This is a genomic window from Pseudothermotoga elfii DSM 9442 = NBRC 107921, from assembly GCF_000504085.1.
GTDB classification, from domain to species: Bacteria; Thermotogota; Thermotogae; order Thermotogales; family DSM-5069; genus Pseudothermotoga_B; species Pseudothermotoga_B elfii.
This window is the reverse complement of sequence record NC_022792.1, coordinates 163,412-188,517: the sequence shown is the minus strand read 5'-3', so window position 1 is coordinate 188,517 and position 25,106 is coordinate 163,412. Positions and strand designations below refer to the sequence as shown.

Annotated in this window: 25 protein-coding genes; 14 read left to right on the top strand and 11 right to left on the bottom strand. The window is 37.9% G+C overall.

What is annotated here, in order from left to right:
- Window positions 1-90 precede the first annotated feature (90 nt).
- From TEL01S_RS00925 to TEL01S_RS10650, 4 genes are all read left to right on the top strand, one after another.
- Window positions 91-1,143: a 3'-5' exoribonuclease YhaM family protein gene (locus TEL01S_RS00925; RefSeq protein ID WP_012002248.1), complete on the top strand. Its 1,053-nt coding sequence runs from the start codon at window positions 91-93 to the stop codon at window positions 1,141-1,143.
- A complete protein-coding gene (locus TEL01S_RS00920) occupies window positions 1,133-2,551 on the top strand; it encodes a phosphoglucomutase/phosphomannomutase family protein (protein WP_012002247.1) in 1,419 nt (472 codons plus the stop codon). The genes TEL01S_RS00925 and TEL01S_RS00920 overlap by 11 nt, the downstream gene beginning before the upstream one ends.
- A gap of 18 nt (window positions 2,552-2,569) precedes the next feature.
- Window positions 2,570-4,738, top strand: a complete 2,169-nt coding sequence (gene topA, locus TEL01S_RS00915; RefSeq protein WP_028843537.1) for a type I DNA topoisomerase — start codon at window positions 2,570-2,572, stop codon at window positions 4,736-4,738.
- A gap of 270 nt (window positions 4,739-5,008) precedes the next feature.
- Window positions 5,009-5,959, top strand: coding sequence for an HD-GYP domain-containing protein (locus TEL01S_RS10650; RefSeq protein WP_161632320.1), 951 nt, complete (start codon window positions 5,009-5,011; stop codon window positions 5,957-5,959).
- A gap of 4 nt (window positions 5,960-5,963) precedes the next feature.
- On the opposite strand, the gene TEL01S_RS11135 is transcribed toward TEL01S_RS10650, so the two are convergent.
- The 9 genes from TEL01S_RS11135 to TEL01S_RS00865 form a co-directional block, all read right to left on the bottom strand.
- Window positions 5,964-7,043 carry an aldo/keto reductase gene (locus TEL01S_RS11135; RefSeq protein WP_051366132.1) on the bottom strand — a complete coding sequence of 360 codons (1,080 nt, stop codon included), beginning with the start codon at window positions 7,041-7,043 and terminating at the stop codon, window positions 5,964-5,966.
- A complete protein-coding gene (gene rbsD / locus TEL01S_RS00900; protein ID WP_012002240.1) occupies window positions 7,040-7,462 on the bottom strand; it encodes a D-ribose pyranase in 423 nt (140 codons plus the stop codon). Before rbsD ends, TEL01S_RS11135 begins: the two co-directional genes overlap by 4 nt.
- A gap of 19 nt (window positions 7,463-7,481) precedes the next feature.
- Window positions 7,482-9,005, bottom strand: coding sequence for a xylulokinase (gene xylB / locus TEL01S_RS00895; RefSeq protein WP_012002239.1), 1,524 nt, complete (start codon window positions 9,003-9,005; stop codon window positions 7,482-7,484).
- Window positions 9,002-9,940: a ribokinase gene (locus TEL01S_RS00890; protein WP_038051411.1), complete on the bottom strand. Its 939-nt coding sequence runs from the start codon at window positions 9,938-9,940 to the stop codon at window positions 9,002-9,004. The genes xylB and TEL01S_RS00890 overlap by 4 nt, the downstream gene beginning before the upstream one ends.
- A gap of 2 nt (window positions 9,941-9,942) precedes the next feature.
- Entirely contained in the window at window positions 9,943-10,587 is a 645-nt protein-coding gene (locus TEL01S_RS00885) for a transaldolase family protein (RefSeq protein WP_028843538.1), read from the bottom strand.
- A 4-nt stretch (window positions 10,588-10,591) separates the two neighbouring features.
- Complete coding sequence (locus tag TEL01S_RS00880; protein ID WP_174375652.1) at window positions 10,592-11,563, bottom strand: ABC transporter permease; 972 nt, start codon at window positions 11,561-11,563, stop codon at window positions 10,592-10,594.
- Window positions 11,560-13,071, bottom strand: coding sequence for a sugar ABC transporter ATP-binding protein (locus tag TEL01S_RS00875; protein ID WP_012002235.1), 1,512 nt, complete (start codon window positions 13,069-13,071; stop codon window positions 11,560-11,562). Before TEL01S_RS00875 ends, TEL01S_RS00880 begins: the two co-directional genes overlap by 4 nt.
- Window positions 13,072-13,074: 3 nt before the next feature.
- Window positions 13,075-13,767, bottom strand: coding sequence for a deoxyribose-phosphate aldolase (gene deoC / locus TEL01S_RS00870; protein ID WP_228369066.1), 693 nt, complete (start codon window positions 13,765-13,767; stop codon window positions 13,075-13,077).
- Between the two features lie 67 nt (window positions 13,768-13,834).
- Window positions 13,835-14,800, bottom strand: a complete 966-nt coding sequence (locus TEL01S_RS00865; protein WP_012002233.1) for an ABC transporter substrate-binding protein — start codon at window positions 14,798-14,800, stop codon at window positions 13,835-13,837.
- A gap of 213 nt (window positions 14,801-15,013) precedes the next feature.
- Here TEL01S_RS00865 and TEL01S_RS00860 point away from each other — a divergent pair, with 213 nt between their 5' ends.
- From TEL01S_RS00860 to TEL01S_RS00825, 8 genes are all read left to right on the top strand, one after another.
- Window positions 15,014-15,457 (top strand): SRPBCC family protein, encoded by a 444-nt coding sequence (locus TEL01S_RS00860; protein ID WP_012002232.1) that lies wholly within the window; start codon window positions 15,014-15,016, stop codon window positions 15,455-15,457.
- 11 nt (window positions 15,458-15,468) lie between these two features.
- Window positions 15,469-16,626, top strand: coding sequence for an iron-containing alcohol dehydrogenase (locus TEL01S_RS00855; protein WP_012002231.1), 1,158 nt, complete (start codon window positions 15,469-15,471; stop codon window positions 16,624-16,626).
- Between the two features lie 80 nt (window positions 16,627-16,706).
- Complete coding sequence (locus TEL01S_RS00850) at window positions 16,707-16,946, top strand: FmdB family zinc ribbon protein (RefSeq protein WP_012002230.1); 240 nt, start codon at window positions 16,707-16,709, stop codon at window positions 16,944-16,946.
- A 43-nt stretch (window positions 16,947-16,989) separates the two neighbouring features.
- Window positions 16,990-17,397 (top strand): methylmalonyl-CoA epimerase, encoded by a 408-nt coding sequence (gene mce, locus TEL01S_RS00845; protein ID WP_012002229.1) that lies wholly within the window; start codon window positions 16,990-16,992, stop codon window positions 17,395-17,397.
- A gap of 12 nt (window positions 17,398-17,409) precedes the next feature.
- A complete protein-coding gene (locus TEL01S_RS00840; protein ID WP_012002228.1) occupies window positions 17,410-18,951 on the top strand; it encodes an acyl-CoA carboxylase subunit beta in 1,542 nt (513 codons plus the stop codon).
- Window positions 18,952-18,960: 9 nt separating this feature from the next.
- A complete protein-coding gene (locus tag TEL01S_RS00835; RefSeq protein ID WP_012002227.1) occupies window positions 18,961-19,296 on the top strand; it encodes an OadG family protein in 336 nt (111 codons plus the stop codon).
- Window positions 19,272-19,685: a biotin/lipoyl-containing protein gene (locus TEL01S_RS00830; RefSeq protein WP_012002226.1), complete on the top strand. Its 414-nt coding sequence runs from the start codon at window positions 19,272-19,274 to the stop codon at window positions 19,683-19,685. The genes TEL01S_RS00835 and TEL01S_RS00830 overlap by 25 nt, the downstream gene beginning before the upstream one ends.
- A gap of 13 nt (window positions 19,686-19,698) precedes the next feature.
- Complete coding sequence (locus TEL01S_RS00825; RefSeq protein ID WP_012002225.1) at window positions 19,699-20,157, top strand: chemotaxis protein CheW; 459 nt, start codon at window positions 19,699-19,701, stop codon at window positions 20,155-20,157.
- Here the strand turns inward: TEL01S_RS00825 and TEL01S_RS00820 are convergent.
- The gene (locus TEL01S_RS00820; protein WP_012002224.1) at window positions 20,090-21,367 is read right to left on the bottom strand and encodes a TolB family protein; all 1,278 of its coding nucleotides are present in this window, start codon (window positions 21,365-21,367) and stop codon (window positions 20,090-20,092) included. The genes TEL01S_RS00825 and TEL01S_RS00820 overlap by 68 nt on opposite strands.
- 178 nt (window positions 21,368-21,545) lie before the next feature.
- On the opposite strand from TEL01S_RS00820, the gene TEL01S_RS00815 reads away from it, so the two are divergent.
- Both TEL01S_RS00815 and fliD read left to right on the top strand, forming a co-directional pair.
- Window positions 21,546-21,878 (top strand): flagellar protein FlaG, encoded by a 333-nt coding sequence (locus TEL01S_RS00815; protein ID WP_028843541.1) that lies wholly within the window; start codon window positions 21,546-21,548, stop codon window positions 21,876-21,878.
- A gap of 5 nt (window positions 21,879-21,883) precedes the next feature.
- Complete coding sequence (gene fliD, locus TEL01S_RS00810) at window positions 21,884-23,692, top strand: flagellar filament capping protein FliD (RefSeq protein ID WP_012002222.1); 1,809 nt, start codon at window positions 21,884-21,886, stop codon at window positions 23,690-23,692.
- On the opposite strand, the gene TEL01S_RS00805 is transcribed toward fliD, so the two are convergent.
- Window positions 23,689-25,101, bottom strand: coding sequence for an Rne/Rng family ribonuclease (locus tag TEL01S_RS00805; protein WP_012002221.1), 1,413 nt, complete (start codon window positions 25,099-25,101; stop codon window positions 23,689-23,691). The genes fliD and TEL01S_RS00805 overlap by 4 nt on opposite strands.
- Window positions 25,102-25,106: the final 5 nt, after the last annotated feature.

Genomic DNA, 25,106 nt, shown 5'->3' with positions numbered 1-25,106 from the left:
CTCCAAAAGTATTCGTATTTTGTATTTTTAACGCAAATTAATAGATAATCAAAGTCGTGTTGTACAATAATTACGAGGAGCGTGAATATCGTGAAACTTGGAGATAGGATTCCAAAAGAAATTTTTAACGAACTCAAGCCGAGTAAGGAACCTGATTTTCCATACCTCGAGGACTTAGGCAGCAAAGTAAATGAAAATGTCCAAGTCATAGCTAAGGTAACAAGCAGAAAACTTCAAGAGGCCCGGGATCAGAAAAAGTTTCTCCTCATGACTTTATCAGATAAAACAGGTAGTATCAGGGCAATAGACTGGTATAACGCGGATGAGAATTTCTTGAAAATAAACGATGGAGATGTAGTGGTTGCCAGGGGAAGGATAGTCTATTTTGAAGATCATATACAGCTGAATCTCGAGAAATCTGCTGACTCTATAAAAAATTTGAATGATTCAGAATACGATTTTCGCAGATTTTTGGAAGTAACATCGCGTGATATAGATAAAATGTATGAGAAATTGATAGTCTTTGTCAAAGAAATCTCGGATTCTGATTTGAAAAAGTTGCTGGAAAAGATTTTCATTGAGGATACAGAGTTTGTCAAATTGTTTGTTCAATGCCCAGCAGGGGTGAGTGTACATCATGCATACATCGGAGGATTGCTTGAACACACTGTAGATGTTGTGAGCTCGTGCAAGAAAATCTGGCAAGTGTATGATTCTATGCTAAACAAAGATCTTCTGCTCGCTGGCGCGATGATTCACGATATTGGAAAAGTCAGAGAATACAGAGTAACTCAGAAAGGCTTTGAAGTCACAACTGAAGGCGAGTTGAAAGGACACATAGTACTTGGAGTCGAGGCAATCAGAGAAGTCGCTTATAAAATTGGTCTAACCGGAAGTAAATTACTTCACCTTGAACATATAATTCTTTCTCATCATGGTGAAATTGAATGGGGGTCGCCTGTGGTTCCAAAAACAGCTGAGGCTTTTGTTATTCATTCCCTCGAAAATATGGATGCAAAGCTTGCAAGATTCAGATATTTGCAGGAAAAGGGTAAGAAAAATGGGAACGAGAAAATCTGGACAGATTATGATAGGCACCTTCAAAGACGCCTTTGGCTGGGAGGGCAAGAAAATGAAGATTAAATTTGGTACCTCTGGCTGGAGAGCTATTATGGGTGATCAGTTTACATTTTCCAACGTGAAAATTGTAACACAAGCTATTGCTGAATATTTGAAGAAAAATGGCGGCAGGAAAGTGATCGTGGCACGTGACACCCGTTTTATGACCGAAAACTATGCACAGCTTGTTGCTGAAGTTCTTGCGGCAAATGGTATAAAGGTTTTGATGCCCGAAAATCCAACTCCAACACCAGTTGTTTCTTACGCCATAAGACATTATAAGCTTGATGGCGGGATAAACATCACTGCATCGCATAATCCACCGGAGTATTGTGGAATAAAATTCAATCCATCAGATGGTTCTCCTGCTCCAACAGAAGTAACAAGTGAGATAGAAAAACTCATTGAGAAAATAGATGAACGGAAAATACCTCTAATGAATCTTCGTGAAGCAAGCTCAAAAGATCTTTTTGAGATTATCGACCCAAAACCGGATTATTTTAAAGCGCTATCAGAATTAATCGATATCGAACGTATTAAATCTGCTGGTTTGAGAGTTATTGCAGATCTATTGTACGGATCTTCCATCGGATACTTAGATGACTTGTGTCAGACGATTTGTTCAGATTTGGATGTTGTCCATAATTACAGAAATCCATATTTCGGTGGTGGAAGACCTGAGCCGGATGAAACAAGGTTGTCAGAATTTTCCAGCAGGATAAAAAATCTCAACTGGGATGTTTTGATATCTACCGATGGCGACGCAGATAGATTCGGCATACTTGACAATAATGGCGAATTCGTGAAACCCAATGAGATTATCGCGCTTCTTGCCTATCATTTATACAAGAATAAAGGTAAAATTGGTCCAGTGGCAAGAACAATAGCCACTTCTCATGCCGTTGACGCTGTGGCTCATACATTCAAACAAAAAGTTCTCGAAACACCTGTTGGATTCAAATTTCTCGCAACTGTACTTATGTCCGAGAATGCAGTAATAGCCGGAGAAGAAAGTGGTGGTTTATCCATAGCGAATCATGTTCCCGAGAAAGATGGTATACTCGCATGTTTACTGGTTCTTGAAATGATTGCCTATGAAAAAAAGAGTCTTTCTGAAATAAGAAAACAATTTGAAAAAGAATATGGAAAATTTAACAATACAAGAATAGATATAGATTTCCAGAGTGATGAGGAAAAAAAGCAGTTTCTGGATAAATTTAAGAATATTGAAGATTACCTGGTCAATCTGAAGATAGTTGACGAAGATTCTGTCGATGGAATGAGATATTTTTTTGACAAAGATGGTAGCTGGCTGCTCGTAAGACCTTCTGGAACAGAACCGATAGTTCGTATCTATTTAGAATCAAGAGATTTGCAAACACTACAAACGATGTTGAGTGCAGTCAGAAAAATCAGCAGATATGCCGAGTAATTCTGAAAGGAGGAAAAAATGGCTAATAAAATAATAATTGTTGAATCACCTGCAAAAGCAAAGACAATAAAAGAAATATTGAAAGGAGAGTATGACGTACTTTCCTCAAAAGGTCATGTGCGCGACTTACCAGAAAAAGAGTTTGGTGTGAATATCGAAAAAGATTTCGAACCAACATTCAAGATAATATATGGAAAAGAAAAAATTGTTCAGGAGTTGAAGAAAAAAGCGAAAAACAAACAAGTTTTGCTGGGTTCTGATATGGATAGAGAAGGAGAGGCCATAGCGTGGCATCTGGCAGACATCCTTGGTGTTGCTAACGAGAAAAATAGAATCATTTTCAACGAAATAACTCCTCAGGCTATAAAAAATGCTGTCAAAGAGCCACGAAATATAGATATGAACAAAGTACATGCACAACTGGCAAGACGTATTCTTGACAGAATAGTAGGTTATAAAATAAGCCCGCTGTTGTGGAAAATGCTTAAGACAAGTTCAAGTGCTGGGAGGGTACAATCAGCAGCTCTAAAAATAGTATGTGAAAGAGAAATCCAGAGACATAAATTTCAGCCAAAGAAGTTCTGGAAAGTGCAGGGTTATATCGGATCTCTGAAGTTTTACCTGACACATATAGATGGAAAAAAAATTGACATGCAACAGATAGACGAAAAGCTGGCAAAAGAAATAGAAAAAAATGTTAAGGTTTTAAAAGTCATTCAGGTCAAAACCAGAAAAATACAGAAAAAAGCCCCTTCACCATTCATTACAAGTACCTTGCAGCAAGAAGCAGCCAATAAACTCGGTTTTTCAGTGAAAAAAACTATGCAGATCGCCCAGCAACTCTACGAAGGTATAGATACGCCAAAAGGCCACAGGGCATTTATAACCTATATGAGAACAGATTCAACAAGGGTTTCTGAAATAGCAAAACAAAAAGCAATAGAGTTTATCACAGATAAATTTGGCAAAAATTATTTAGGGAAGAAAGTGAGAACAGAAAAAGCAAAACAAAATGTTCAGGATGCTCACGAAGCAATCAGACCTGTCAATATTGACCTGACGCCAGATCAAGTGGAAGGTGATCTTGGCAAAGATCAATACAGGCTCTACAAATTAATCTGGGAGAGGTTCATGGCCTCACAGATGGCAGACGCTATTTATGAAGAAACAACAATCCAGTTTCAATCAGATAGATATACTTTTGAATCAAAAATCGAGCGCAGAATATTCGATGGCTTTGAGATAATTCTGAAAAAAGACAAAGAGCAAGAGATAACTATTCCTTCGGGGGAAATCCGTATAAGTAAATGGCAAATAGAAGAAGATGAGACGAAACCCCCCGCTCGATATACAGAAGCATCTATGGTACGTGCTCTGGAAATCAGAGGAATCGGTCGGCCCAGTACATACGCCACAATAATATCAACGCTCCTTGAAAGAAAATATGTCATTAAATCATCAAACCAGCTCATCCCAACAGTAATGGGTTTTGTAGTTAACCACTATCTGGAAAAAAAATTCCCTGAAATAGTAGACCTTCAATTCACAGCAAAAATGGAAGAGGCCCTCGACAAAATTGAACAGGGTCAGAAAGATTACAAAGAACTCTTAAGAGATTTCTACAACGACTTTTCGAAATATCTCGATGAAGCTCAACAAAAATGGCTTTCAATAGACATGAACACAAATTTGGAATGTGACTGCAAAAGCAAGTACAAACTTAAAGTCGGGAGATATGGTCTGTACCTTCTGTGCGAGAATTGCTCAAAAACAACGTCATTGGCTCTCGAAACGCCTGCTGTGTTTTATGAAAACACAATGTATTTTACCCATCAGGAAAAGGAATCTATCGAAACAGTGTGCCCGGTATGTGGAGGAAAGCTTGAACAAATGAGTGGCAGATATGGCAATTATATTAAATGCCAGAATTGCGGAAAGACATATACAGGCTTTGCAAGAGGAAAATGCCCTAAATGCTCAGCAGTTGTTGAAAAGAAGATTAGCAAGAACAAAAGAATCTTCTTCAAATGTACCAGTGATAATTGTGATTTCATAAGCTGGCTGGAACCATCGAATGAAACATGCCCAGAGTGTTCTCAGAGACTATATTACAAAAAATACAGATCAAAAGAAGTTCTTTACTGTCAAAACTGCAAGAAAACTTTTCAACTAAAAACAAAAAAGTAGAATAAAAATGCACTTTGTATTGAATTAATGTGATTATCCCGATCAACCGGAATATTGGCTTTTTCTTTTTGACTTTCTTTGTGAAGTAAAAAATAATAATCTTAAATACAATTTTACGAAGAGTACTATGAAAGTCATAAATTTATAAGCTTTAGATACGATTTTCTTAATATTAAGGTTACGTCAGTTTTAGATAAAAACATGCATAATATGTTTGAAAAATCTTATACTGTATATTTTTAAGTTAGATTAATGGGGAAAAAACAGCAAATGAAATATAAAACACTTTTATTGAGCAGTAATCCAGAGAAATACGTTTCTTTTCAAATATCAGACCAGACACCATTCGAAATCACAATGGATTTTGAGGTTGCATGGAGACTTATCAACAGAAATTTGCACAGTTATGCAAATATCGTTCTTGATGCAAAAAGTTTTCCCGCAGAAGTAATCAAAGACTTTGTATCCAGTCTTCGCAAAGAGATTGCCTGTGTGTATCCTATAGTAACAATCATTGCGCCAAATTCTGCTGAAAAAGAATTCATGAGCTGTGGTGCAGATAAAGTTGTTGAGAATTTTTCCCGCTTTGACCTCTCTCTACCAGTTTCAATGTGTGATCTGGAAAAACTTTCTCCTATGGCCTTCATAGAATTTCTTATACAAACAATTAAACTAAAAGACAAGATGCTGTTTGATCACTTGATCAATGTAAAAACGTATACAACAGTGCTTGCAAAGCTCTGCCTGGAAAGAGGTTTAATTACCGATAAAGAACTCGAATTTCTATCGATTGCTTCGTTTTTTCACGATATAGGAAAATTGTTCATCCCAGATGCCGTGATTCGCAAACCAGGTAAGCTAACAAACGAAGAATTTGACATAATCAAAATGCACACTTTACACGGAGCTTCTCTGTTTGAGAAAATTCTTCGCTACGAACCCAAAAATCAGCTTGTATATACATCATTTTTCGTGGCAAAATATCATCATGAAAAATTTGATGGTAGTGGATATCCATGTAAACTCAAAGGAGAAGAGATTCCACTTTCTGCAAGAATAGTTGCTATAGCAGACGTTTTTGACGCCTTAACTACAGACAGATATTACCGCTCAGCATACTCACCTTCAGAAGCGATAGATATAATGAAAAGTTGTGCTAACCATTTCGATCCAGAGATATTCAATATTTTTTTAAACAATATAGATTATTTCATCAGATGAAAAATCACTCTATAACCACTCTACCATTTTTTGAAAAAACCCGTTTTACAAACCCTGATTGAGCTATTGTCTCATAATCATGACCTGCATGTGCCGGGTAAATACCAAAGAAAATTAGTGGTTCATCAAAAATATTGACAGCCCGGTGAGCCCAGAATGGGGGTATATAAACAACCCTGTTTTCAGAAATTTCAGCCACTTCAAAATCTCCTGATTTTGTCTGGCAAAGGATCAACCCTTTTCCTTTTATTCCCAGGTAAACCTCTGCAGTATTTTCAACAGTATGATAATGCCCTTTTGTCATAAAGAATTCTTCATTTACTTTTCCAGGATAAAGTATTGTGACCAAAAATATGAGATGCCCTTGTTGTTCCGGAACAGGAGATTCAAAAACCTCATTCTCTAAAAACTTTCCAGTCAATATTCCCTGCATTAAAGGACTGTAAGGGAAGAAAGCAAGGCCATTTCTCTCACAAAATGGTAATATTTCCTTTTCTGATCTGTATTCAAGAGGAATACTGTGATAACTCGTGGCATTTCTTTCAAACATATTATATAATCCTTGCATACTACTTATATAAGGTAACACTTTGCTTGCTATATCCCTGGAAAAATTCGATAATCCTATGTACCTGATTTTGCCTTCTTTTTGCAACTTGGTTAAAGCATCTAAGGTTTCCTCAATAGGTGTATTGGGATCGGGCCAGTGAAGCTGATAGAGATCAACATAATCCGTTTTCAATCTTTTCAAACTTTGATCTATTTCTTGAAAAACACTTTCTGGTTTAAGGCATCTCTTTATTCGCTTATGCTCATCCCAAACCAAACCACATTTCGTGGCAATCAATATCTTGTCCCTGGGGAATCCTTCAATTGCCCTACCGAGAATCTCTTCAGCATGTCCAAACCCATAAACAGGGGCTACATCAAAAAAATTAATACCTGCTTTCAGGGCCTTGTGGACAACTTTGATGGAATCTTCGTCATTCGAACCTTGCCATACATTTGATCCAGAGAGTTCCCAGCAACCAAGGCCTATTACTGAAATCTGTTCAGGAAATCTACTGGTCGATCTATATTTCATAAACCCTCCTCCTTTTCCCCATGATATGTAACTCCACCAACCAAAATTACGCTGGAATAAGAAGTTTGTTCTCCTGTTCTTACAACTCCCTTAGACTCTCTCACTCTATCCTTAAACTTCTCATGTGGTATGTACTCAATTTGAACATTTTTTGGAAAGATACTCAAGAGTTTCTGATGATACTTTGGAGAGATCATTTTTATCTCTTCAGCAATCAAAACTTTCTCTATCTCAAGCTCTTCGAGCAGTGGTATGATTATTTCTACAATCTTCGGTTTTCCAGCTATTAAACTGAGATCGACGCAAAACACATCTTCACTAATGGGAAAACCCGAATCAACAATAGATAAAATATCACCGTGCCCCATTGAAGCTATAAGATAGGATAATTCCCGGTTTAAGATTCCATTTTTCTTCACATCAATCCCTCCTGAAAAATCAATCTATTTTTGCAAGTAGGTCGAAACTTTCTAATAACGAGTAGTACGATTTTTGGAAAACTTCATACATCTTCTCATATCTTTTGAAGTACATGGATCTCGGTTCAACTAAGCAAAGGTCTTTTACAAAATTCTTGGCATCATTTATCGTAATAATCTTTGTACCAATTCCTCCGATAATAGCTGCCCCGATGGAAGTTGCTTCTTCTGGAAACTTTGCCACAGCAATGGGCTTTTGAAAAACATCAGCTATTATTTGCCTCCAGTTTCTACCCTTAGCACCGCCTCCTATTAAACGAATCTTTTTGAAGTTATATCCACCAGATTTTTCAAATACATCGAGTATCATTTTTAAATTAAAACTAACTCCCTCGAGAACTGCTCTCAACATATCATTTTTATTGTGCGTTACTGAAAGACCAATAAAGGCACCTTTTGCATTGACATTCCAGTGTGGACTTCTTTCTCCCACAAGATATGGCAAAAAAATCAGTCCTTTTGCACCGGGATTTGTAGAATCAACTAAATCATCCATTATGCTGTATACATTCAGATTTAATTCCTTCGCCAGCTTTTCCTCAAATTGACACAGTGCGTTTTTCGCCCACTGATATGATCCCCCTCCTGACTGCATTGTTCCTGTTGGGCAATAAAAATCCGGAATAGGGTAACAGAAATTAAAAGTTCTCGCTTTAGAATCAAAAAACGGTTCTGATGTACAGGTACTTATCCAGCTTGATGATCCCAGATAGACATATGCTTCGCATGAATCGAAAACACCAGCCCCAATTGTTGCTGCAGAACCATCACCAGCCCCTCTTACAACCAGTGTTTTTTCAGACAATCCGAGTTCTGACGCGACAGATGGTATTACTGTTCCAACAATAGATGTAGAGGCTGAGACTTCGGGGAGTTTTCCTATGTCAATATTCAAAATTTCTGCAAGTTCAGCTGACCACTGTTTCTTCCTTATATCAAAAATTAATGATAGGGATGCATCTGAAAAATCAGTGCCAGCAATACCTGTCAGTTTGTAAATGATGAAATCTTTGGCAAACAAAAACTTAAAGGCGTTACTGTAAACATCAGGTTCGTTATCTTTTATCCATGAAATCTTTGGGCCCGCATAAGTTGGAGTTATCCTTGACCCGGTTATCGAATAAACCTTCTCGTCTCCCAGCTTTTTCAGACGGTCGGCCTGTGTAATGCTCCTCTGGTCTGCCCAGATTATTGCAGGTCTCAACGGATTTCCATTTCTGTCAATTGGGACAATTCCCATCATCTGCCCGCTAAAACTAATAACTTTCACGTCATCTGAATTTATTTTTGAAAGTTTGAACAATTTTTGAGTTGAAATCTTAACAGATTCATACCAATCATTTGGATCTTGCTCTACCCAGTTAATATTGAAATAATTCGTTTCATACGGATGAAAAACACTTGCTAAAAGCTTACCATCGTTTTTGAAAAGAGTTGCTTTGTTTCCTGTAGTCCCCAAATCATATGAAATTATGTAACTCATAGGTCTTGTCCCTCCTCATTAGAGAAAACTGATCTGTACATCAGTTCAATCTCTTTTTGCGAGGGCATGGAAGGAGATGTTCCATATCTTGTTGTAGATAGAGCAGCGCCAGTAATGGCGAAATTCACACATTCTCTCAGAGAATAGTTTCTCGAAAGATACGATGCAAAAATACCTACAAAAGCATCTCCTGCCCCTGTAGTGTCAACAGTATTAACTCTAATGGCTGGAATAATCTCATGAGAGATTTTTGAACAGAATACGCCTTTTTCGCCAAGAGTTATAATAACAGTATCAACAAATTTTTCGAGCTTTGCAGCAATTTTCGATACTTTATTACAATTTGAGAAACTTTCAGCAAGCAAACACGCTTCTATTTCATTCGGAATTAATATATCCACATATTTCAGTATCTCATAGTCAAATTCTCGAACAGGCGCCGGATTAAGCACAGTAACAGCTCCAGATCTTTTAGCAAGTTCAATAGCTCTGTAAGTTGCCTGCAAATTAGATTCAAATTGAGCTACGAAAACATCACATTTTTCAAATATTTCAGAATTTTTTTCCACATCTTCCAACGTTATATCAACACAGGCATTCGGTACAACTGATATTGCATTGTTTCCGTTGGTTTCATTTACAATTATCAGTGCAACACCTGTTCCATAAGTTTTTGATTTTAATAAATATTTCTTACAAAGATCGTATTTTTCAAAAGCCTGCTCAGCTAAAATGGAAAACAAATCCTGGCCTATTTTGGTAATGAACAGAACATCTGCTCCAGATCGTTTTGCAGCAACAGCTTGATTAAAACCTTTCCCACCTGGTCCCATTTTAAAAGATTCTGAAAAAACAGTTTCTCCAGGATTTGGAATATGAGACGAAAAAACTGCCAGATCTACAACAAAACTTCCCAAAACACTCACGCGATTCACGTTCACTTCTTCCTTTCTGAGATAGAAATCTTCTTGAGGTCTTCTGAAAACTTTCTAACATCAACCAAAACATATTCTGGAACTTTCACAAATTCTTTGAAAAGATCTACAGGTATAGTTATATGGCTTACTCCGGTTTTTACAGCCGATAAAATCTGATTCGCATTTTTCAAACTCGCCACGATTACTCTGGTATCTGAATGGTTTTTTGAGATTATTTCCATAAACTCGCAGATCCTTTTTTCTGGGTCTATTCCTTTTTTACTTGCTCTGTCGTAATAAAATGCCACGAAATCAACATTTAGAGTTAACGCCGTTATCAATTGAGATAATTCATAAACAGCTGTTGCACACACTCTGAATCCTTTTTTCTTCAACAAAACACTCAGTTCGTAATTTTCTTCCACCCACGGCAATTTGATCACAAATTTTTTTGTATCCAGACACTCAACAATATCCTCATAAGATTTCTCTACATGTAAAAAAATTTCAGGTACTTTTATCTGCGAAAAGAAACCAATCAACTCAAATAAACTTCTCTTCGCACATTCGCTGAAAATTATCGTGGGGTTGGTGGTGATACCTATTTCAAACTTTTCTGCCAGATCTATTGATTGTTTATCGCATCCATCTATGTATATCTTCACATCCTCACCCCCTTCTGGCCTTGACGTACTGATCAAAGAAAACAGCTGCGATTATGATCAATCCTATTGCCATTTGCATAACAAAAGGATCTATACCAAGAAGATTTCCTCCGTTCCTCAAAGTTTGAATCAGTAAAGCCCCTATAACAGTTCCAAGCGCTGTGCCGGTACCTCCACTCAAACTCGCCCCTCCTATCACAACTGATGCAATCGCGTCCAGCTCATAGCCCTGGCCAGCAGTTGGAACTCCTGCTGCCAACCTTGAAGCCAGCATAATTCCTGCTATGCCACTCAGAAGGCCTGATACTGCGTATGCACCGTAGTAGTTTAATCTAAGGCTTATACCAGACAATCTTGCGGCTTCTTTGTTGCTTCCAAGAGCGTAGAGGTTTCTTCCAAATTTTGTGTATTTCAAAACGATCGTGACAATCACAGCCATAACAACCCAGAGCCAGACAAGTTTTGGAATGTCGAGGATGTTTTCAGAAGAGAAATTAACAAAACTGTAGGGTATACCTGTTATCATTCGACCAGATGAAATATACATAACAAGACCCCTAACAAAAGTCATCATTCCAAGAGTGGCTATAAATGGAGGAACTTTCAAATCATGAACAGCAAAACCATCCCCGACACCTACAAAAATTGAGACCAGTAGGGCTATAACAACTGCCTGAAAAGTGGAAAATTGAAATTGTAGCCTGGAAGAGGTCAGCATGGCGAAAATCATTCCAGAAAGTCCCACAACCGAGCCTACAGATAAATCTATTCCACCTGTAATTATGACAAAAAGCATTGCGAGGGCTACAACACCATTTATAGAAGTTTGTCGAAGTAAGTTAGTTATATTTCCAAAAGACAAAAAAGTGCCTTTGGTAGCAAATGCTAAGAAAACTGCCAAAACCAGAAATATAATTATAAGGTTTCTCTCAGCAAAACTTGTTCCCCGAATGACCATTTTCGATTTTTGTTTCACGAAGCACCCTCCTTTTTTCTCACATTACTCATAGCCAGAGTTAAAAGGCGTTCTTCAGAAAAATTGCTTCGTTCTAACACCCCAGCTACCGCACCATTCGAAATAACTATTATCCGATCACATATTCCAATAAGCTCAGGTAAATACGAAGATATAAAAATAACACTTTTCCCTTGATTAACGATTTCTCCTATGAGCCTGTAAATCTCTGCTTTTGCACCAACATCTATACCATTCGTTGGCTCATCAAGTATCAGTACCTGTGCAAAACGACTAAGCCATCTTGCCAGAATGACCTTCTGCTGATTGCCACCACTTAATTGATAAACAGATTGGGTGATGCTTGAAGCTTTTATTGAAAGTTTGTTTATAAGTTCTTTCGAAATTCTTTTTGCTTTTTTCTGATTTACAAATACAAAAAATTTCGATAAAATGTCCTGGTAATTAACAATATTTACATTGAACTCAACACTCTGTGGTGGAAACACTCCTTGATTTCTTCTATCTTCTGGTAGATAACCTATACCAAGTTTTATCGCGTCTTTAGCGTTATTTATTGCTACTTTTTTCCCTTTCACAAATACCGAGCCAGCATCAATTTTATCCGCACCAAAGATTGCCCTTGCTATCTCTGTTCTACCAGCCCCCGCTAATCCGTAAAGACCAAGAATTTCACCTGAATGAAGACTAAAAGACACCCCTTTGAATTTTTTGCCAGTTAGCCCTTCAACTTTCAAGATTTCTTCTCCTATCTCCACCTTTTCTTTGTAGTACATCTCTTCTATTTTCCGTCCCACCATGAGTGGTATAAGGCTGTTTACATTACCTATCTCCTCTGTTTTATATGTGCCCACTACTTTTCCATCCTTAAGCACAGTCACTGTGTCACAGATTTCAAAAACTTCTTCCAGATTATGAGATATGTATATAACCCCTATATTTTTCTTCTTCAGTTTTCTAATCAGATCAAACAAAAGTCTTTTTTCATTATCAGTCAACACCGCTGTTGGTTCATCAAATATAACCAGCTTTGGATTGAAAAGCATAACTTTTGCAATAGCTATCATTTCTTTATTAGCAAGACTCAGAGATCTTGTACTTATATCAACATCCACCGCTAAATCTATTTCATTCAAAAATTTTCTTGATTCACTTCTCATTTTTCTCCAATTTACAAAGCCGAAAAAACCTGGTTGGGATCCGAGGAAAAAATTCTCAGCCACACTGATGTCTGGAGCTATCATAACATCCTGATACACTGCATAGATACCCAGCTTTCTGGACAGAACAGGATCATTCCTTTTTATCTCTTTGCCAAGAAAATATAACTTACCAGAATCCTTACTGTAGGCTCCTGTTATTATTTTTATCAATGTTGATTTTCCAGCACCATTTTCTCCAACAAGTCCTCGCACTTCTCCACTATTCAGAGAAAAAGTGATACCGTCCAGGGCTTTTACACCCGGAAAAGACTTGCTCACATTATCAACTCTTAAAAGTTCGCGCATCGATCACTTCCTCCTATGCCTTTCAACAAATTCATCTATAATTTCAATAGCCGCACTACTTCCAAAAAGACTAACTCCCATATCGAGAAAACGCTTTACTTGATCGAGAGTCTTGATGCCTCCAGAAACTTTTATCTTTTTTCCTCCAAGATATTTTTTCATTAACTGGACATCTTTATATGTCGTGGGGGCAGGCCCAAACCCCGTCCCTGTTTTTACGTAATCTATGCTCGATTCATTTGAAATTAGCTGACATAGCCTGACTATCTCATTATCTGATAATCTGCTTGTTTCTATTATGATTTTGCAGATCTTGTCGTGTTTTTTGATTTCCTGAGAGAGAATTCTCAGTTCTTCCTGGACATATTCCCAATTATTGGACCTGACAGCTGAGATATTCACAACCACATCAAAATCAGTTATTTTTTCACTGAACGAAAGGTAAAATTTGATTTCATCGAGCTTTCGTTCTATGGAGCTGTACCCAAAAGGAAAGTCTATTCCAACAACAATACCTATATCTGTAGTTGATACTTTTTTTATAGCGTAGGTCAATGCATACCATGGAATCGCTATAGCGCGAACATCATATTTTATTGATTCATCGACGAAGTTTAGTATTTCATCCCAGGATGTCTCGGGTTTGAGTAAAGTACTATCAAAAAGTTTTGCAAAATCCCTCTCGGAAAACTTTATAAAAATCCCCTCTTTCTGTAAAGTTACGAGGGGGAGATCCCCCTCGCAGTCGTTTCAAGAAAAACAATCAGTATTTCTTTCTTTTGTAGGGATCAAGTACCCATTGTAGGTTGTCCATATTTTCTTTCGTAACAACATAAACACCCGTATCAAAGTAACTTGGAAGCGTTTCTCCATTAATTGCCATGAATGCAAACATGACTCCTTTGTAACCCATTCCATGAGGATCCTGAACTATGAGAGCTTTCAAACTACCGTTTCTCAGAGCTTCCACTTCCTGTGGATCAGAATCGTACGCAACCGCAATCACCTTGTCTTGAAGATTTTGTTCCTCAATCACCCTGGCAACTCCATCCCCTGTGTGATTGTTGTCAGCAAAAATCGCAACCAGCTGATCTCCATAAGCTGTTATAAGGTCTTCTGCTGCAGCTGCCGCTTTGGCGATATCGTTGTCAACATACCTTGTCGGTAATATCTCTAAATCCGGCGCTAATTCTTTCAATCTTGCTGTAAATCCGTCATCTCGATCGATCAGCACCTGAACTCCCGCCATCGAACTTATAAGACCTACCTTGCCTTTAAGAGGCCTTCCCGATTTCTTTAGAAGTTCGACTACTTTCTCGGCTGCCAGACCCCCGCCAACTTTGTTGTTTGTTGCTAAAAAGGAATGATAACCGGTATCGTAAACAAAGTTGTCAATCAGAATGATCTTTATGCCTTGCTGGTAGGCTTTGTTTAAAGCTGGGGCTGTCGCATGAGAACTTGTCGACGATATAACTATTGCATCTGGTTTTGTTCTTATGACATCTTCAAGGATAGCTACTTGTTTGTCAATATCTGCTTCAGATGGCGGGCCGTAAACTGTTACTTTCACCAGACCCTGTAGATCATGTTCGGCATTCTTTGCTCCTACAATGGTATATTGCCAGAAATCAGAGTCTGTCGCCTTGACAACAAAAGCTATTTCGTATGCTCCAAAAACTAATGCAGATAAAGTAAAAACCATTGCCAGAACTAACAAGAACTTTCTCATAAACACACCTCCCCTGGGGTATGGGACTATTTATAATGTTATAACTTTTACCAAAAACAATCAAACGTGGATAAAAAGAATTTTCACTGTTGAAGTGCTATTTTCCATATATACAAAAGAAAATCTTTTTATCACTCATTTTTTCTTCTGCTTTCTCCATTTTTCGTATCATACCTGCTCAGTTGGTATAATAAAATCTAAGGAGGTATATTGTTGCTTCGAATACCAGAAATGGAGTTTATAGAGTATTTTAATGCCCCCATCGAAAAAACCTGGACGACTTTTGTAAATCATTGCGGATGGGATCCATGGTTTACCGATGGTATGAAAATTGATCTTTATGAAGGAGGACAAATATATTTTCGCTGGAAGAGACTGACGCAAGGGCAGATTGTCGAAGATAAGGGAATCGTTATATCAATCATTCCTCATAAAATTATGGAATTCTGGTGGTATGAATATGACGATGGTTATAGATCAAGGGTAAAGATGACTTTTCAATCAGATGCAGCGAGGGGAACATGGGTGAAAATTGAGGACAGGGTTTTTGTTAGCAACGTCAACGAACTTGATATAGCTTTCGGATGTGCGTTTGGTTGGGGACAGATGCTTTGCCTTGCAAAGGCATATATAGAAAAAGGTGTAATCTTAATATAGGAGGGGATAATATGTTTAATATTTTTTTGCCAACAAAGATCATTTTTGGTCAGGGATCTGTCGAGCATCTCCCAGACTCAATCAAAAATCTCGGAAATAAGGCAATGATAGTTACAGGAAAAAAAAGCACGAAGCAAAGCGGTTTACTTGATAGAATTGTATCCTTATTGAAAAAAACAGATGTTGAGTCTGTTATTTACGACAAAATCCAGCCAAATCCAGTAAGTAATGATGTTGACGAAGCTGCTGAGATTGCAAAAAAAGAAAATGTCAAGTTTGTAATAGGCCTGGGTGGCGGAAGTGCTATTGATTCAGCAAAAGCTATTGCATTAACAGCTGCGATGGGTGGAAAATTTTGGGATTATGTCGAAGTAGGTGGTGGCAAAAAGCCGGACAAAGCATTACCTGTAATTGCAATACCAACAACTCATGGAACAGGAACTGAGGCTGACCCATTCGCAGTTATCACAAATCCAGAAACCAACGAAAAAGTAGGTATTGGCTATAGCGTTATATTTCCAAAAATCTCCATTGTGGATCCCGAAATTATGATAACACTTCCGAAAAATCAGACAGCGTACACTTCCCTGGACGCCTTTTATCATTCCCTTGAAGCATTTCTAAATATTGACGCCAATCCTTATTCAGATATCCTGGCCATTGATTCAATGAAAAGAATTGTGGCAAACCTGCCCATTGCTTATAGAAATGGTGCAGATATCTATGCAAGAACAAATCTTGCATGGGCAAGCACCGAAGCGGGAATCACCGAAACGCTTACAGGTGTAATCGCAAATCATGCAATAGAGCATGGGTTAAGTGGCTTTCATCCAGAACTTCCTCATGGTTTAGGACTATGTATAACGGGCCCTTATTTACTTGAGTATATCTTTGACGAAATTCGCGAAAGGCTTGCCATACTCGCTCATGAAGTTTTCAATATTGATGAATACAATACGACAACTGCTGCCAGAATTTTCATAGATATGCTCTTCGAATTCCAAGAGCTTTTCAGCCTGAATCAGAAACTTTCATCTCTTGGTTTCAAAGAAAAAGAGCTCGAAAATATAGCAAAAGTAGCTTACAGGGCAATGAAAGGTGTTGTGGTGAAAACTCCAAAGAAATTACAGGAAAACGATCTTCTTCAGATAATAAAAAAGGCATTTTGATCAATTTTAACACTTTTGCAACGTCCAGAGGCTAAGATATACAACTGTAAAGGCATAGAAGTGGCACAGGAGGTGATAAGATGCCGTTTTACAGATATGTATGTGAAAACTGCAATTCTCAAAAAACGGTATTTCACTCAATTAACGAAGACCCGGAGATTTTTTGCGAATGTGGAAAACAAATGAAACGTGCTATTTCGAGGGTAGGTATAATTTTCAAGGGAAGTGGTTTTTACAGTACAGATAGCAGAAAAAACGGAGTCCAATCATCTGAATCGAGTTCTGAATCAAAGAAAAAATCCGAGGAAAAAGTGGCTTAAAACGGGGCTTTAAGCCCCTATTTTTCACGAGGAGGGACTAATTTTGATCACGAAGAAAATAGATCATGTTGGTATCGCTGTGAGAGATGCTTCCAAAAGACTATCAGTTTATAGAGATTTTTTCAACCTTCAAAATATTCATGTGGAAGAAATTGCTGAAAGAGGTATAAGAGTTTACATGATACAAGTTGGAGAAAGTAAAATAGAACTACTGGAGCCGATGAATGAAAATTCTGAGATCAGCAAATTTCTTGACAGTAAAGGAGAGGGAATTCATCACATTGCTTTCAATGTTCTGGGAATAGATCAGGCTGCTGAACTTGCAAAAAGCAATGGGCTACAACCATTATCTGACAAACCTAAAGCTGGTGCGGAAGGTACGAAAGTTTTGTTCCTCCACCCAAAAACTACAGGTGGAGTTCTTATAGAGCTTGTTGAAGGTAATCACTGAGGAGGCGTGAAAATGGAAGAATTCATAAATAAACTTCATCAACTCGACCAACACATTGAAAAAGGCGGGGGAGATGACAGGATAGCGAAACAGCATGCCCAGGGGAAGCTCACCGCTCGCGAGAGAATTAGTTTGTTGCTCGATGCCGGTTCATTTGTTGAAATTGACAAATTTGTCAGGCACAGGTCAACATTGCTTGGCATGGATAAAGAAGACCTTCCGGCTGATGGAGTTGTAACGGGTATAGGAAGAATCGATGGTAGATCTGTAGCTATATTTTCACAGGATTTCACGGTAATGGGTGGCTCCTTGGGAGAGATGCATGCAAAGAAAATTATGAAGATTATGGATCTTGCAATGGAACTTGGAATACCGCTGATAGGTATCAATGACTCAGGTGGTGCAAGAATTCAGGAAGGCGTCGATTCATTGTACGGTTACGGTGGAATATTTTACAGAAATACAATTGCATCTGGATTGATACCACAGATAACACTGATAGCCGGACCTTGTGCAGGTGGAGCGGTTTATTCGCCAGCAATAACTGATTTCGTAGTGATGATTGACAAAACATCAAGGATGTTTATAACAGGTCCGAATGTTATAAAAGCTGTAACTGGAGAAGAAATAAGTCAGGAAGATCTTGGTGGTGGATATGTTCACAATGCTAAAAGCGGGAATGCCCACTTCCTTGCCTCCGATGAACAGGATGCTGTAAATATCGTCAGAAAGCTTCTTTCGTATATACCTCAAAATAACCTTGAAGAACCAGAGTGCATACCTGGAAATTATGAAACTACCATAAGTGAAGAGATACTCTCTACTGTACCTGTAGAATCAAATAAAGGCTACGACGTGCGCAACGTCATAAACCTTGTAGTAGATCAGGGGAGTTTTTTTGAAGTTCACAAACACTACGCCAAAAATATCGTGGTTGGCTTTGCAAGAATCTTTGGAAAAAGTGTAGGATTAATTGCAAACCAGCCATCAGTCCTGGCGGGTGCTTTAGATATAGATTCATCAGACAAAGCCGCAAGATTCATAAGATTTCTCGACGCTTTCAATATACCAATCGTTACATTTGTTGACACACCAGGATATTTACCTGGTGTCCAGCAGGAGCATGGAGGAATAATAAGGCATGGGGCAAAATTGCTTTATGCTTACAGTGAAGCAACTGTGCCAAAAATAACTGTAATACTCAGAAAAGCTTATGGAGGGGCTTACATTGCTATGGGAAGTAAGCATCTTGAAGCGGATTTTGTTGCAGCCTGGCCAACAGCTGAAATAGCTGTAATGGGCCCAGAGGGTGCTGCAAATATTATATTCAGAAAAGATATAGAAAGTGCACCAAACCCTGAAGAAAAAAGAAAAGAACTCGTTCAAATGTATAAAGAGACATTTGCAAATCCGTACGTTGCTGCTTCAAGAGGATATATTGATGCCGTTATTGATCCACGGCAGACCAGAGATTGGCTTATTAAAGTGATAGATATATGTCAAACGAAAGTCCGTTCCTTGCCAAAGAAGAAGCATGGTAATATCCCCTTGTGAGGTGATCAGATGTCTCTCGCTACTTATGTTTTAGTCGGTATAACGGCAGTTTTCTCTATATTTGTTGTGCTTTATACCATCTTTCGTCTGATGGAATTTTTATCGAGAGACTCAAAAACAAAACAAAAAAAATCAGAAACAGCTGATGAGAAGAAAACAGTTGAAAAACACGATGATACACACATTGCAATCATATCGGCAGTGATAAATGAAATTTTTGGAGAACCTGTCAAGATCAAATCAATTCATCTGTCAAAAAATTATTCATTCGATGACAGAACTGTGCAATGGAGAAGATATGGTTGGAAAGGAGCGAGAAGATGGCGCGCAAGTTCAGGGTGGTAGTTAACGGTAAAGAGTATATAGTTGAAGTTGAGGAGATAGGCTTATCAGGCGTGCAGCAACCAATTATTCGACAATCGACAATTCCAGTAGAAAAATCCGCTGAAAAAACCGTAATTGAACATAGTAAACCTGAACGGATAGAACCTCAGCCTGCTCAGCCATCTGCAACAGTCAGTGGTGTCGAGATTAAATCACCAATGTCTGGACTGATACTTAAAGTTCATGTAAGTGAAGGGCAAAAGGTGACCAGAGGGCAAAAGCTTATAGTCCTTGAAGCCATGAAAATGGAAAACGATATTTTATCTGATCACGATGGTACGGTAACAAAAGTACTCGTCAAAGAAGGGGACAATGTGGAAACTGGGCAGATCCTTTTGCAGATAGATTAAAGGAGGGACAAATATGGAACTTAAGGTAGTCAGTTTTTTACTTGGAGAAGAAAAATTTGCCTTGGATATAATGAGCGTTGATAGCATTGTCGAAATGGGGAAGATCGTAAAAATTCCTGAATCTGCTGATTATGTGGAGGGGATTATGAATCTCCGTGGCAATGTGATCCCAATCATAAATTTGAAGAAGAAATTCAAGATGAAAATTACAGACAGAGCTCCATCTTCAAAAATCGTAGTCATCAATCTGGACGACAGGAAGATTGGTTTACTTGTTGATCAGGTGCACGAAGTACTTACCATAACAGATAAACAGATTGAACAACCCCCTGCAGATCTTGGTAAAACAAAAACAAATATTGTCTTGGGTATAGCAAAATTTGAAGAAGACCTGTTGATCATACTCAATGGCAAGGAGCTCTTGACGAGCGAGGAACAGATTCAGCTTGAAGGGTTGACGAAACTGGCCTGAATCTAACAAACCATATATCCGGTTCAAAATTTCCTTCATAAACGCTGAACGCAACAACCTTACCATCCGGTGAAAAAACTGGATAAAAAGCGTCGTGCGGTATATCCTGCGTAATGCACCATTTTTCTTGAGTAAACAGATCTTTTACCCATATTGTATAGTAACCGGTTATGTTGCATGAATAAGCAAGATATCTACCATCTGGAGATATTGCAGGATCGTGTTCATTAAAAACTGTGTTTTCCACAACAGTAACAGTTCCATCCGAGGTTAACGCATATATCCCAAAATCAGATTCTTTCAACCCTACAAAATAAATGGTATCTTTATAAACTGTCGGAGAAAAAACCATTTCAAAGGGATAAGGTATTTCTATCTGTTTTCTTTTTTTGGCAATTGTGCTCAGCAAAAGCCGGTTCCCATATTCGCTATCCTGAACATAGAGAACTGTCCCATCATCATACCAGCAGGGATTATAAGCAGGATTGTTTCCAGCTGAAATCAACACAATATTTTTTGAATAATTTTCTAATGGCATAACATATATGTTCCAGAATCCATGGAGAGACCCTTGAAACAGTAAACGTTTTCCATCAGGTGAAAATCTTGGAAAATATTCGCTGCTTCCAGCTACAGGCAGGACCGTAATCTTGCCTGCTTGCAAATCAAGCAAGGCTATGTTTCGATTACCCGATAGCCTGTCTGTTATAAACGCAAAATATTTTCCATCCGGGCTGAAGCTACCATATTCATCAACGGATGGGTGATATGTAATACGAAGGTATTTTTCAAATTGATCGTTTTTAAGAAGCCAGAGAGAAACTTTTTCAAGAGGATAATGTGCACACTCTCTAACAAAATCTGAATATGGTCGCTGATCCTTAGGTGAGTAAGAGCACGAATAAGCAAGTTGTGTTTGATCATACCAGGAAGCATTGTATTTATTTTGAGTAGCATCATAAGTTGCGATAAAAGTTAGTTCGTAAACTGTGTCAATTTGCGTTGAATCTCCTGTTGCCAGAAGATTCGACCCATCAAGCGTTATTTCCAAATATGTCTTTTCCGGCAAAAGAGAAGAAATTACCTTTGACACATCTTCAACGAGAATTTTGGTATCTGCTGAAGATTTAAACTCAATTTTGAGTTGAACACCTGATAAACCACATACAAAAAAGCAAAAGAGTAAAAAAGCTATGATAAATCGTCTCATAATTTATATTTTATACCAGATCTGCTTATCCATTTATCCCAAAATCATTTTTATATATTTATGATAAAATCTCAAAAAGTTCTATAATTAGAAAATGTGAGATTTTCTCAAGATATCTTAAAGGATTTATTTATTGGGACGATTAATAATATAGATGAAAATATTTGGGGGTGGCGCAATGAGAATTAATCCTGTAAACGATGTTAACACTCATAATGTCCCACAGCAAAAAACTGCCCAAGCTGAAATTCATATCAAAAATAGGGAAAATTACGATAAAACAAATATAGAAACTGTCCTTGACGGCATAGAGAAATCTCTCGAGAAAATAAGAAGCTTTCTAAAAGCAGAAGCACAGTTTACAACAGATAGAGATTTGAATATGATAATAATCAAGATCAAAAATACTGAAACCGGTGAGATAATCAGGCAAATTCCACCAGAAGTAGCTGTGAAAATAGCAAAAAATCTTCAAGAATTAATAGGAATTCTTTTTGATGAAAGGGCGTGATGTAATTGGATCTGTCATCAATAGCAAGCACTATAAATTATAATTATCAAAGTTCGTCAAGTAGAATTCAGTTTGGAGGATTATTTTCAGGTCTGGATACTTCCTCTATTATTGATGCATTGCTTGCAACCGATATTGAAGCAGCTGAGCGATTAAATACCAAATATAAGCAGCTTGATTTGAAACAAAAAGCATACCAGCAACTCGATGATAAACTCGAGCAGTTTATGAATTTTCTAAGCAATTTTAAACTTCAATCGAATCTTTTATCAAAAAATGTGGAAACCAGTTCTACAATTCTTTCAGCCTCAGCAAATGCCAGTACTGCTAATGGAACTTATTATGTCAAGGTTCTTTCCTTAGCCACACGAAGCTCTCTCACTGGCGGTGGGACTATAGGTCCCGATAATATAAGTTCTTCTGCAACTTTTTCGAGCCTTATGTACAGATACACCCCGGCTGATTCTACGCTTAAGGTGCAGAAAGGATCAAGCACTTATGATTTATCAATAAGCACGACTGATACAATAGATGACATCATAGCTAAGTTTGAAACAATTTTTGGATCAGGAAATGTGATTTTCTCCGATGGAAAATTAAATATAACAAGCGATGAAGCTTTCGCAATCAGGCAGACCCAGGGAACATTTATGCAAGTTTTCAATCTTGTTGATGCCCCTGTAGAGTTGAACGGGTCAACTTATTCAATGCAGAGTACAGCACATATAGGTGCCATTTCGGCTAACAAAAAACTGGGTGATATAGCATCTTATCGTGGTTTGTCATTGAATGACGGTCAAATTTCAATAAATGACGTGAGCATATCTTTCACAACCACTACAACTCTTTCTGAACTCATAAGCGCTATAAATAACAGCGATGCTGGAGTTACTGCAAGATACGATGAAAATAGTGACAAATTAATTTTGACCTCAGATTCAACTGGCGCAAACACTATATCTATAGATGACGGAGGTAGTGGACTTTCCCAATTGCTGCGTTTGGATACATCCACTTTCAATGTCGGTAGTTCCGCACATGTTCAGATAAGTACTGACAATGTCAACTGGACAGACCTATATTCGTCTTCCAATAGCTTTAAATACAACGGCCTAACTATTGATGTTCAGAACACATCAGAATCCACTCAAACAATCACTGTTGAAAACAATGTTGATGCTACAGTGGAGCAAATAAAGGAATTTGTCAATCAATGGAATGATATAATGAGCTATTTGTATGAAAAGCTGAATGAAACCGAAGTTACAGACAAAGATGAAGAAGAAATGACAGAAGAGGAAAAAATGCAAGGAATTTTGAATAATGACTCTTTCTTGCGCACTGTTTTTAATAAATTAAGAAACTACATTACCACGAGTATGCCTGGAGAAATCAAGTATCTGTGGGAAATTGGAATCAGTACCGGTTCATACGGTTATGAGAATATGGTCGTGGGAAAATTGGAAATAGATGAAGATAAGCTAAGATCGAAAATAGAAGAGAATCCAGAAGCAATCTGGGAATTTTTCGGTCAGAATGAAGAAAATACCGAAGGCTTTGCTCAGCAAATTCAGCAATATGTCAAGGAATTGACAAAATACGGAGGGCAAATTGACCAGGTTGCTGGTCTGAACGGAAGTATAAACAGAGAAAAACGCGTACTGGCTCAACAACTTGCAGACTGGATTGAGAGAATCCAGAAAAAGGAAGAGGACCTGTGGAGCAAATTCGCGACCATGGAACAAATTATAGCTCAAATGCAAGCTCAAAGTTCATATCTTTCACAGATATCTTCGAGTAGCTCAAGCAGTTAAGATGTCTTTTTCGTGAAAACAACGCTGAAATCTCCAGGATTGCTGCCTTCAAAACTGAAGCGAATTTTCTCAACAATAGTTGAAGATAAGGATTTCTTTATTTTTTCAGTGTAGCCAGATAGTCTTTGATGAAGAATCACCTTTACTGAAGAATATTCTGATATATTCTCTATCTTAGAGAGTTCGTTTATAACTCTTCTTACTACTATATGCGGTGAGACAACCCTGCCTGTACCTTTGCAAATTGGACAACCGGAAAAGAGCAACTGATCTATCGAAGGCGATCTCCTTTTTCTGGTCATTTCAAGAAGCCCAAGTTTTGTAAATCCAATTAACTCGATATGTGCAGAATCATTTCTTATAGCCTGTTGTAGTTCCTTAGTCAATCTATCATAATAAGTTTTCGATGGCATATCGATAAAATCGACTATAACTATACCACCTATATTTCTCAGGCGCAGCTGGCGCGCTATTTCGTAAGCCGCCTCAACATTTGTTTTGTAAGCAAGATCTGCATGATTTTTTTCACTGACAAAGCTCGCTGAATTCACATCAAAAACTGTCATTGCTTCAGTTGTGTCAAGAGCTATGTATCCTCCACTGGGTAAATGGATTATCCTTTCCTGAAGTTGCCCAATTTGACTGTATATGCAAAGCTTATCAAATAAATCTCCCTCAAAAAAATAGATCATCGGTTTTTTAGCAAGTCTTTTGCTGACTTCTTTTACCTTTTCGTAAATTTCTCGAGTATTCACATGCACCTCATCTATATCTTTGTTTAATCTCTCGCGGAGAATATAATCAACAGTTGTCGGCTCACGTCTGAGGAGCTTTATTTTTCTCGCCCTTTTAAAGCTTTGAAGGACTTTCCGCCATTCTGATTTGAGTTGATTAAACTCTTCTGCAACATATTCTTCTGGTACGAATTCCGCGGCAGTTCTTATCACAACACCATCATTCTTTGCGAGTGACCTTGAAAGTTCCTGAAGTCTCACACGCTCTTTTGGTTCCTGAACTTTTTTAGAAACCCCTCTCACTTTTGAGAGGGGAAAATATACCAAGAATCTTCCGGCTAAGGATATTTTTCCTGTCAATTGAGGACCTTTAGTGCCTATTGCGTCATGTTTCACCTGCACCAAAATCTTTATACCCTCTTTCACGGGACTCTTGGTCACTTCGGATATATACTGCTTTGTAATATCTGTCAGCTTTAAAAAACCATTGCGATTTCCGCCTATATTTACGAAAGCCGCATTTAAACCTGGAATAATTTTTTCAATTCGACCGACATATATGTTTCCAGAAAGCGACTCATCCTCTTCACTAAAGATCTCCTGGAGAACACCATCAGAGAGTATGGCGACATTAACCTTTTCCTCCTGAATATTTATCACAAGTTGATTAGCCATGTTTT

Bases quoted from the DNA above. Each gene is read 5' to 3' on its own strand.
- TEL01S_RS00840 (WP_012002228.1), top strand. From the start codon at position 17,410: ATGGAAGAATTCATAAATAAACTTCATCAACTCGACCAACACATTGAA.
- xylB (WP_012002239.1), bottom strand. From the start codon at position 9,005: ATGAGTTACATAATTTCATATGATTTGGGGACTACAGGAAACAAAGCA.
- TEL01S_RS00830 (WP_012002226.1), top strand. From the start codon at position 19,272: ATGGCGCGCAAGTTCAGGGTGGTAGTTAACGGTAAAGAGTATATAGTT.
- TEL01S_RS00865 (WP_012002233.1), bottom strand. From the start codon at position 14,800: ATGAGAAAGTTCTTGTTAGTTCTGGCAATGGTTTTTACTTTATCTGCA.
- TEL01S_RS00825 (WP_012002225.1), top strand. From the start codon at position 19,699: ATGGAACTTAAGGTAGTCAGTTTTTTACTTGGAGAAGAAAAATTTGCC.
- TEL01S_RS00850 (WP_012002230.1), top strand. From the start codon at position 16,707: ATGCCGTTTTACAGATATGTATGTGAAAACTGCAATTCTCAAAAAACG.
- TEL01S_RS10650 (WP_161632320.1), top strand. From the start codon at position 5,009: ATGAAATATAAAACACTTTTATTGAGCAGTAATCCAGAGAAATACGTT.
- TEL01S_RS00920 (WP_012002247.1), top strand. From the start codon at position 1,133: ATGAAGATTAAATTTGGTACCTCTGGCTGGAGAGCTATTATGGGTGAT.
- TEL01S_RS00855 (WP_012002231.1), top strand. From the start codon at position 15,469: ATGTTTAATATTTTTTTGCCAACAAAGATCATTTTTGGTCAGGGATCT.
- TEL01S_RS11135 (WP_051366132.1), bottom strand. From the start codon at position 7,043: ATGAAATATAGATCGACCAGTAGATTTCCTGAACAGATTTCAGTAATA.
- topA (WP_028843537.1), top strand. From the start codon at position 2,570: ATGGCTAATAAAATAATAATTGTTGAATCACCTGCAAAAGCAAAGACA.
- TEL01S_RS00835 (WP_012002227.1), top strand. From the start codon at position 18,961: ATGTCTCTCGCTACTTATGTTTTAGTCGGTATAACGGCAGTTTTCTCT.
- TEL01S_RS00805 (WP_012002221.1), bottom strand. From the start codon at position 25,101: ATGGCTAATCAACTTGTGATAAATATTCAGGAGGAAAAGGTTAATGTC.
- TEL01S_RS00815 (WP_028843541.1), top strand. From the start codon at position 21,546: ATGAGAATTAATCCTGTAAACGATGTTAACACTCATAATGTCCCACAG.
- TEL01S_RS00875 (WP_012002235.1), bottom strand. From the start codon at position 13,071: ATGCGCGAACTTTTAAGAGTTGATAATGTGAGCAAGTCTTTTCCGGGT.
- TEL01S_RS00820 (WP_012002224.1), bottom strand. From the start codon at position 21,367: ATGAGACGATTTATCATAGCTTTTTTACTCTTTTGCTTTTTTGTATGT.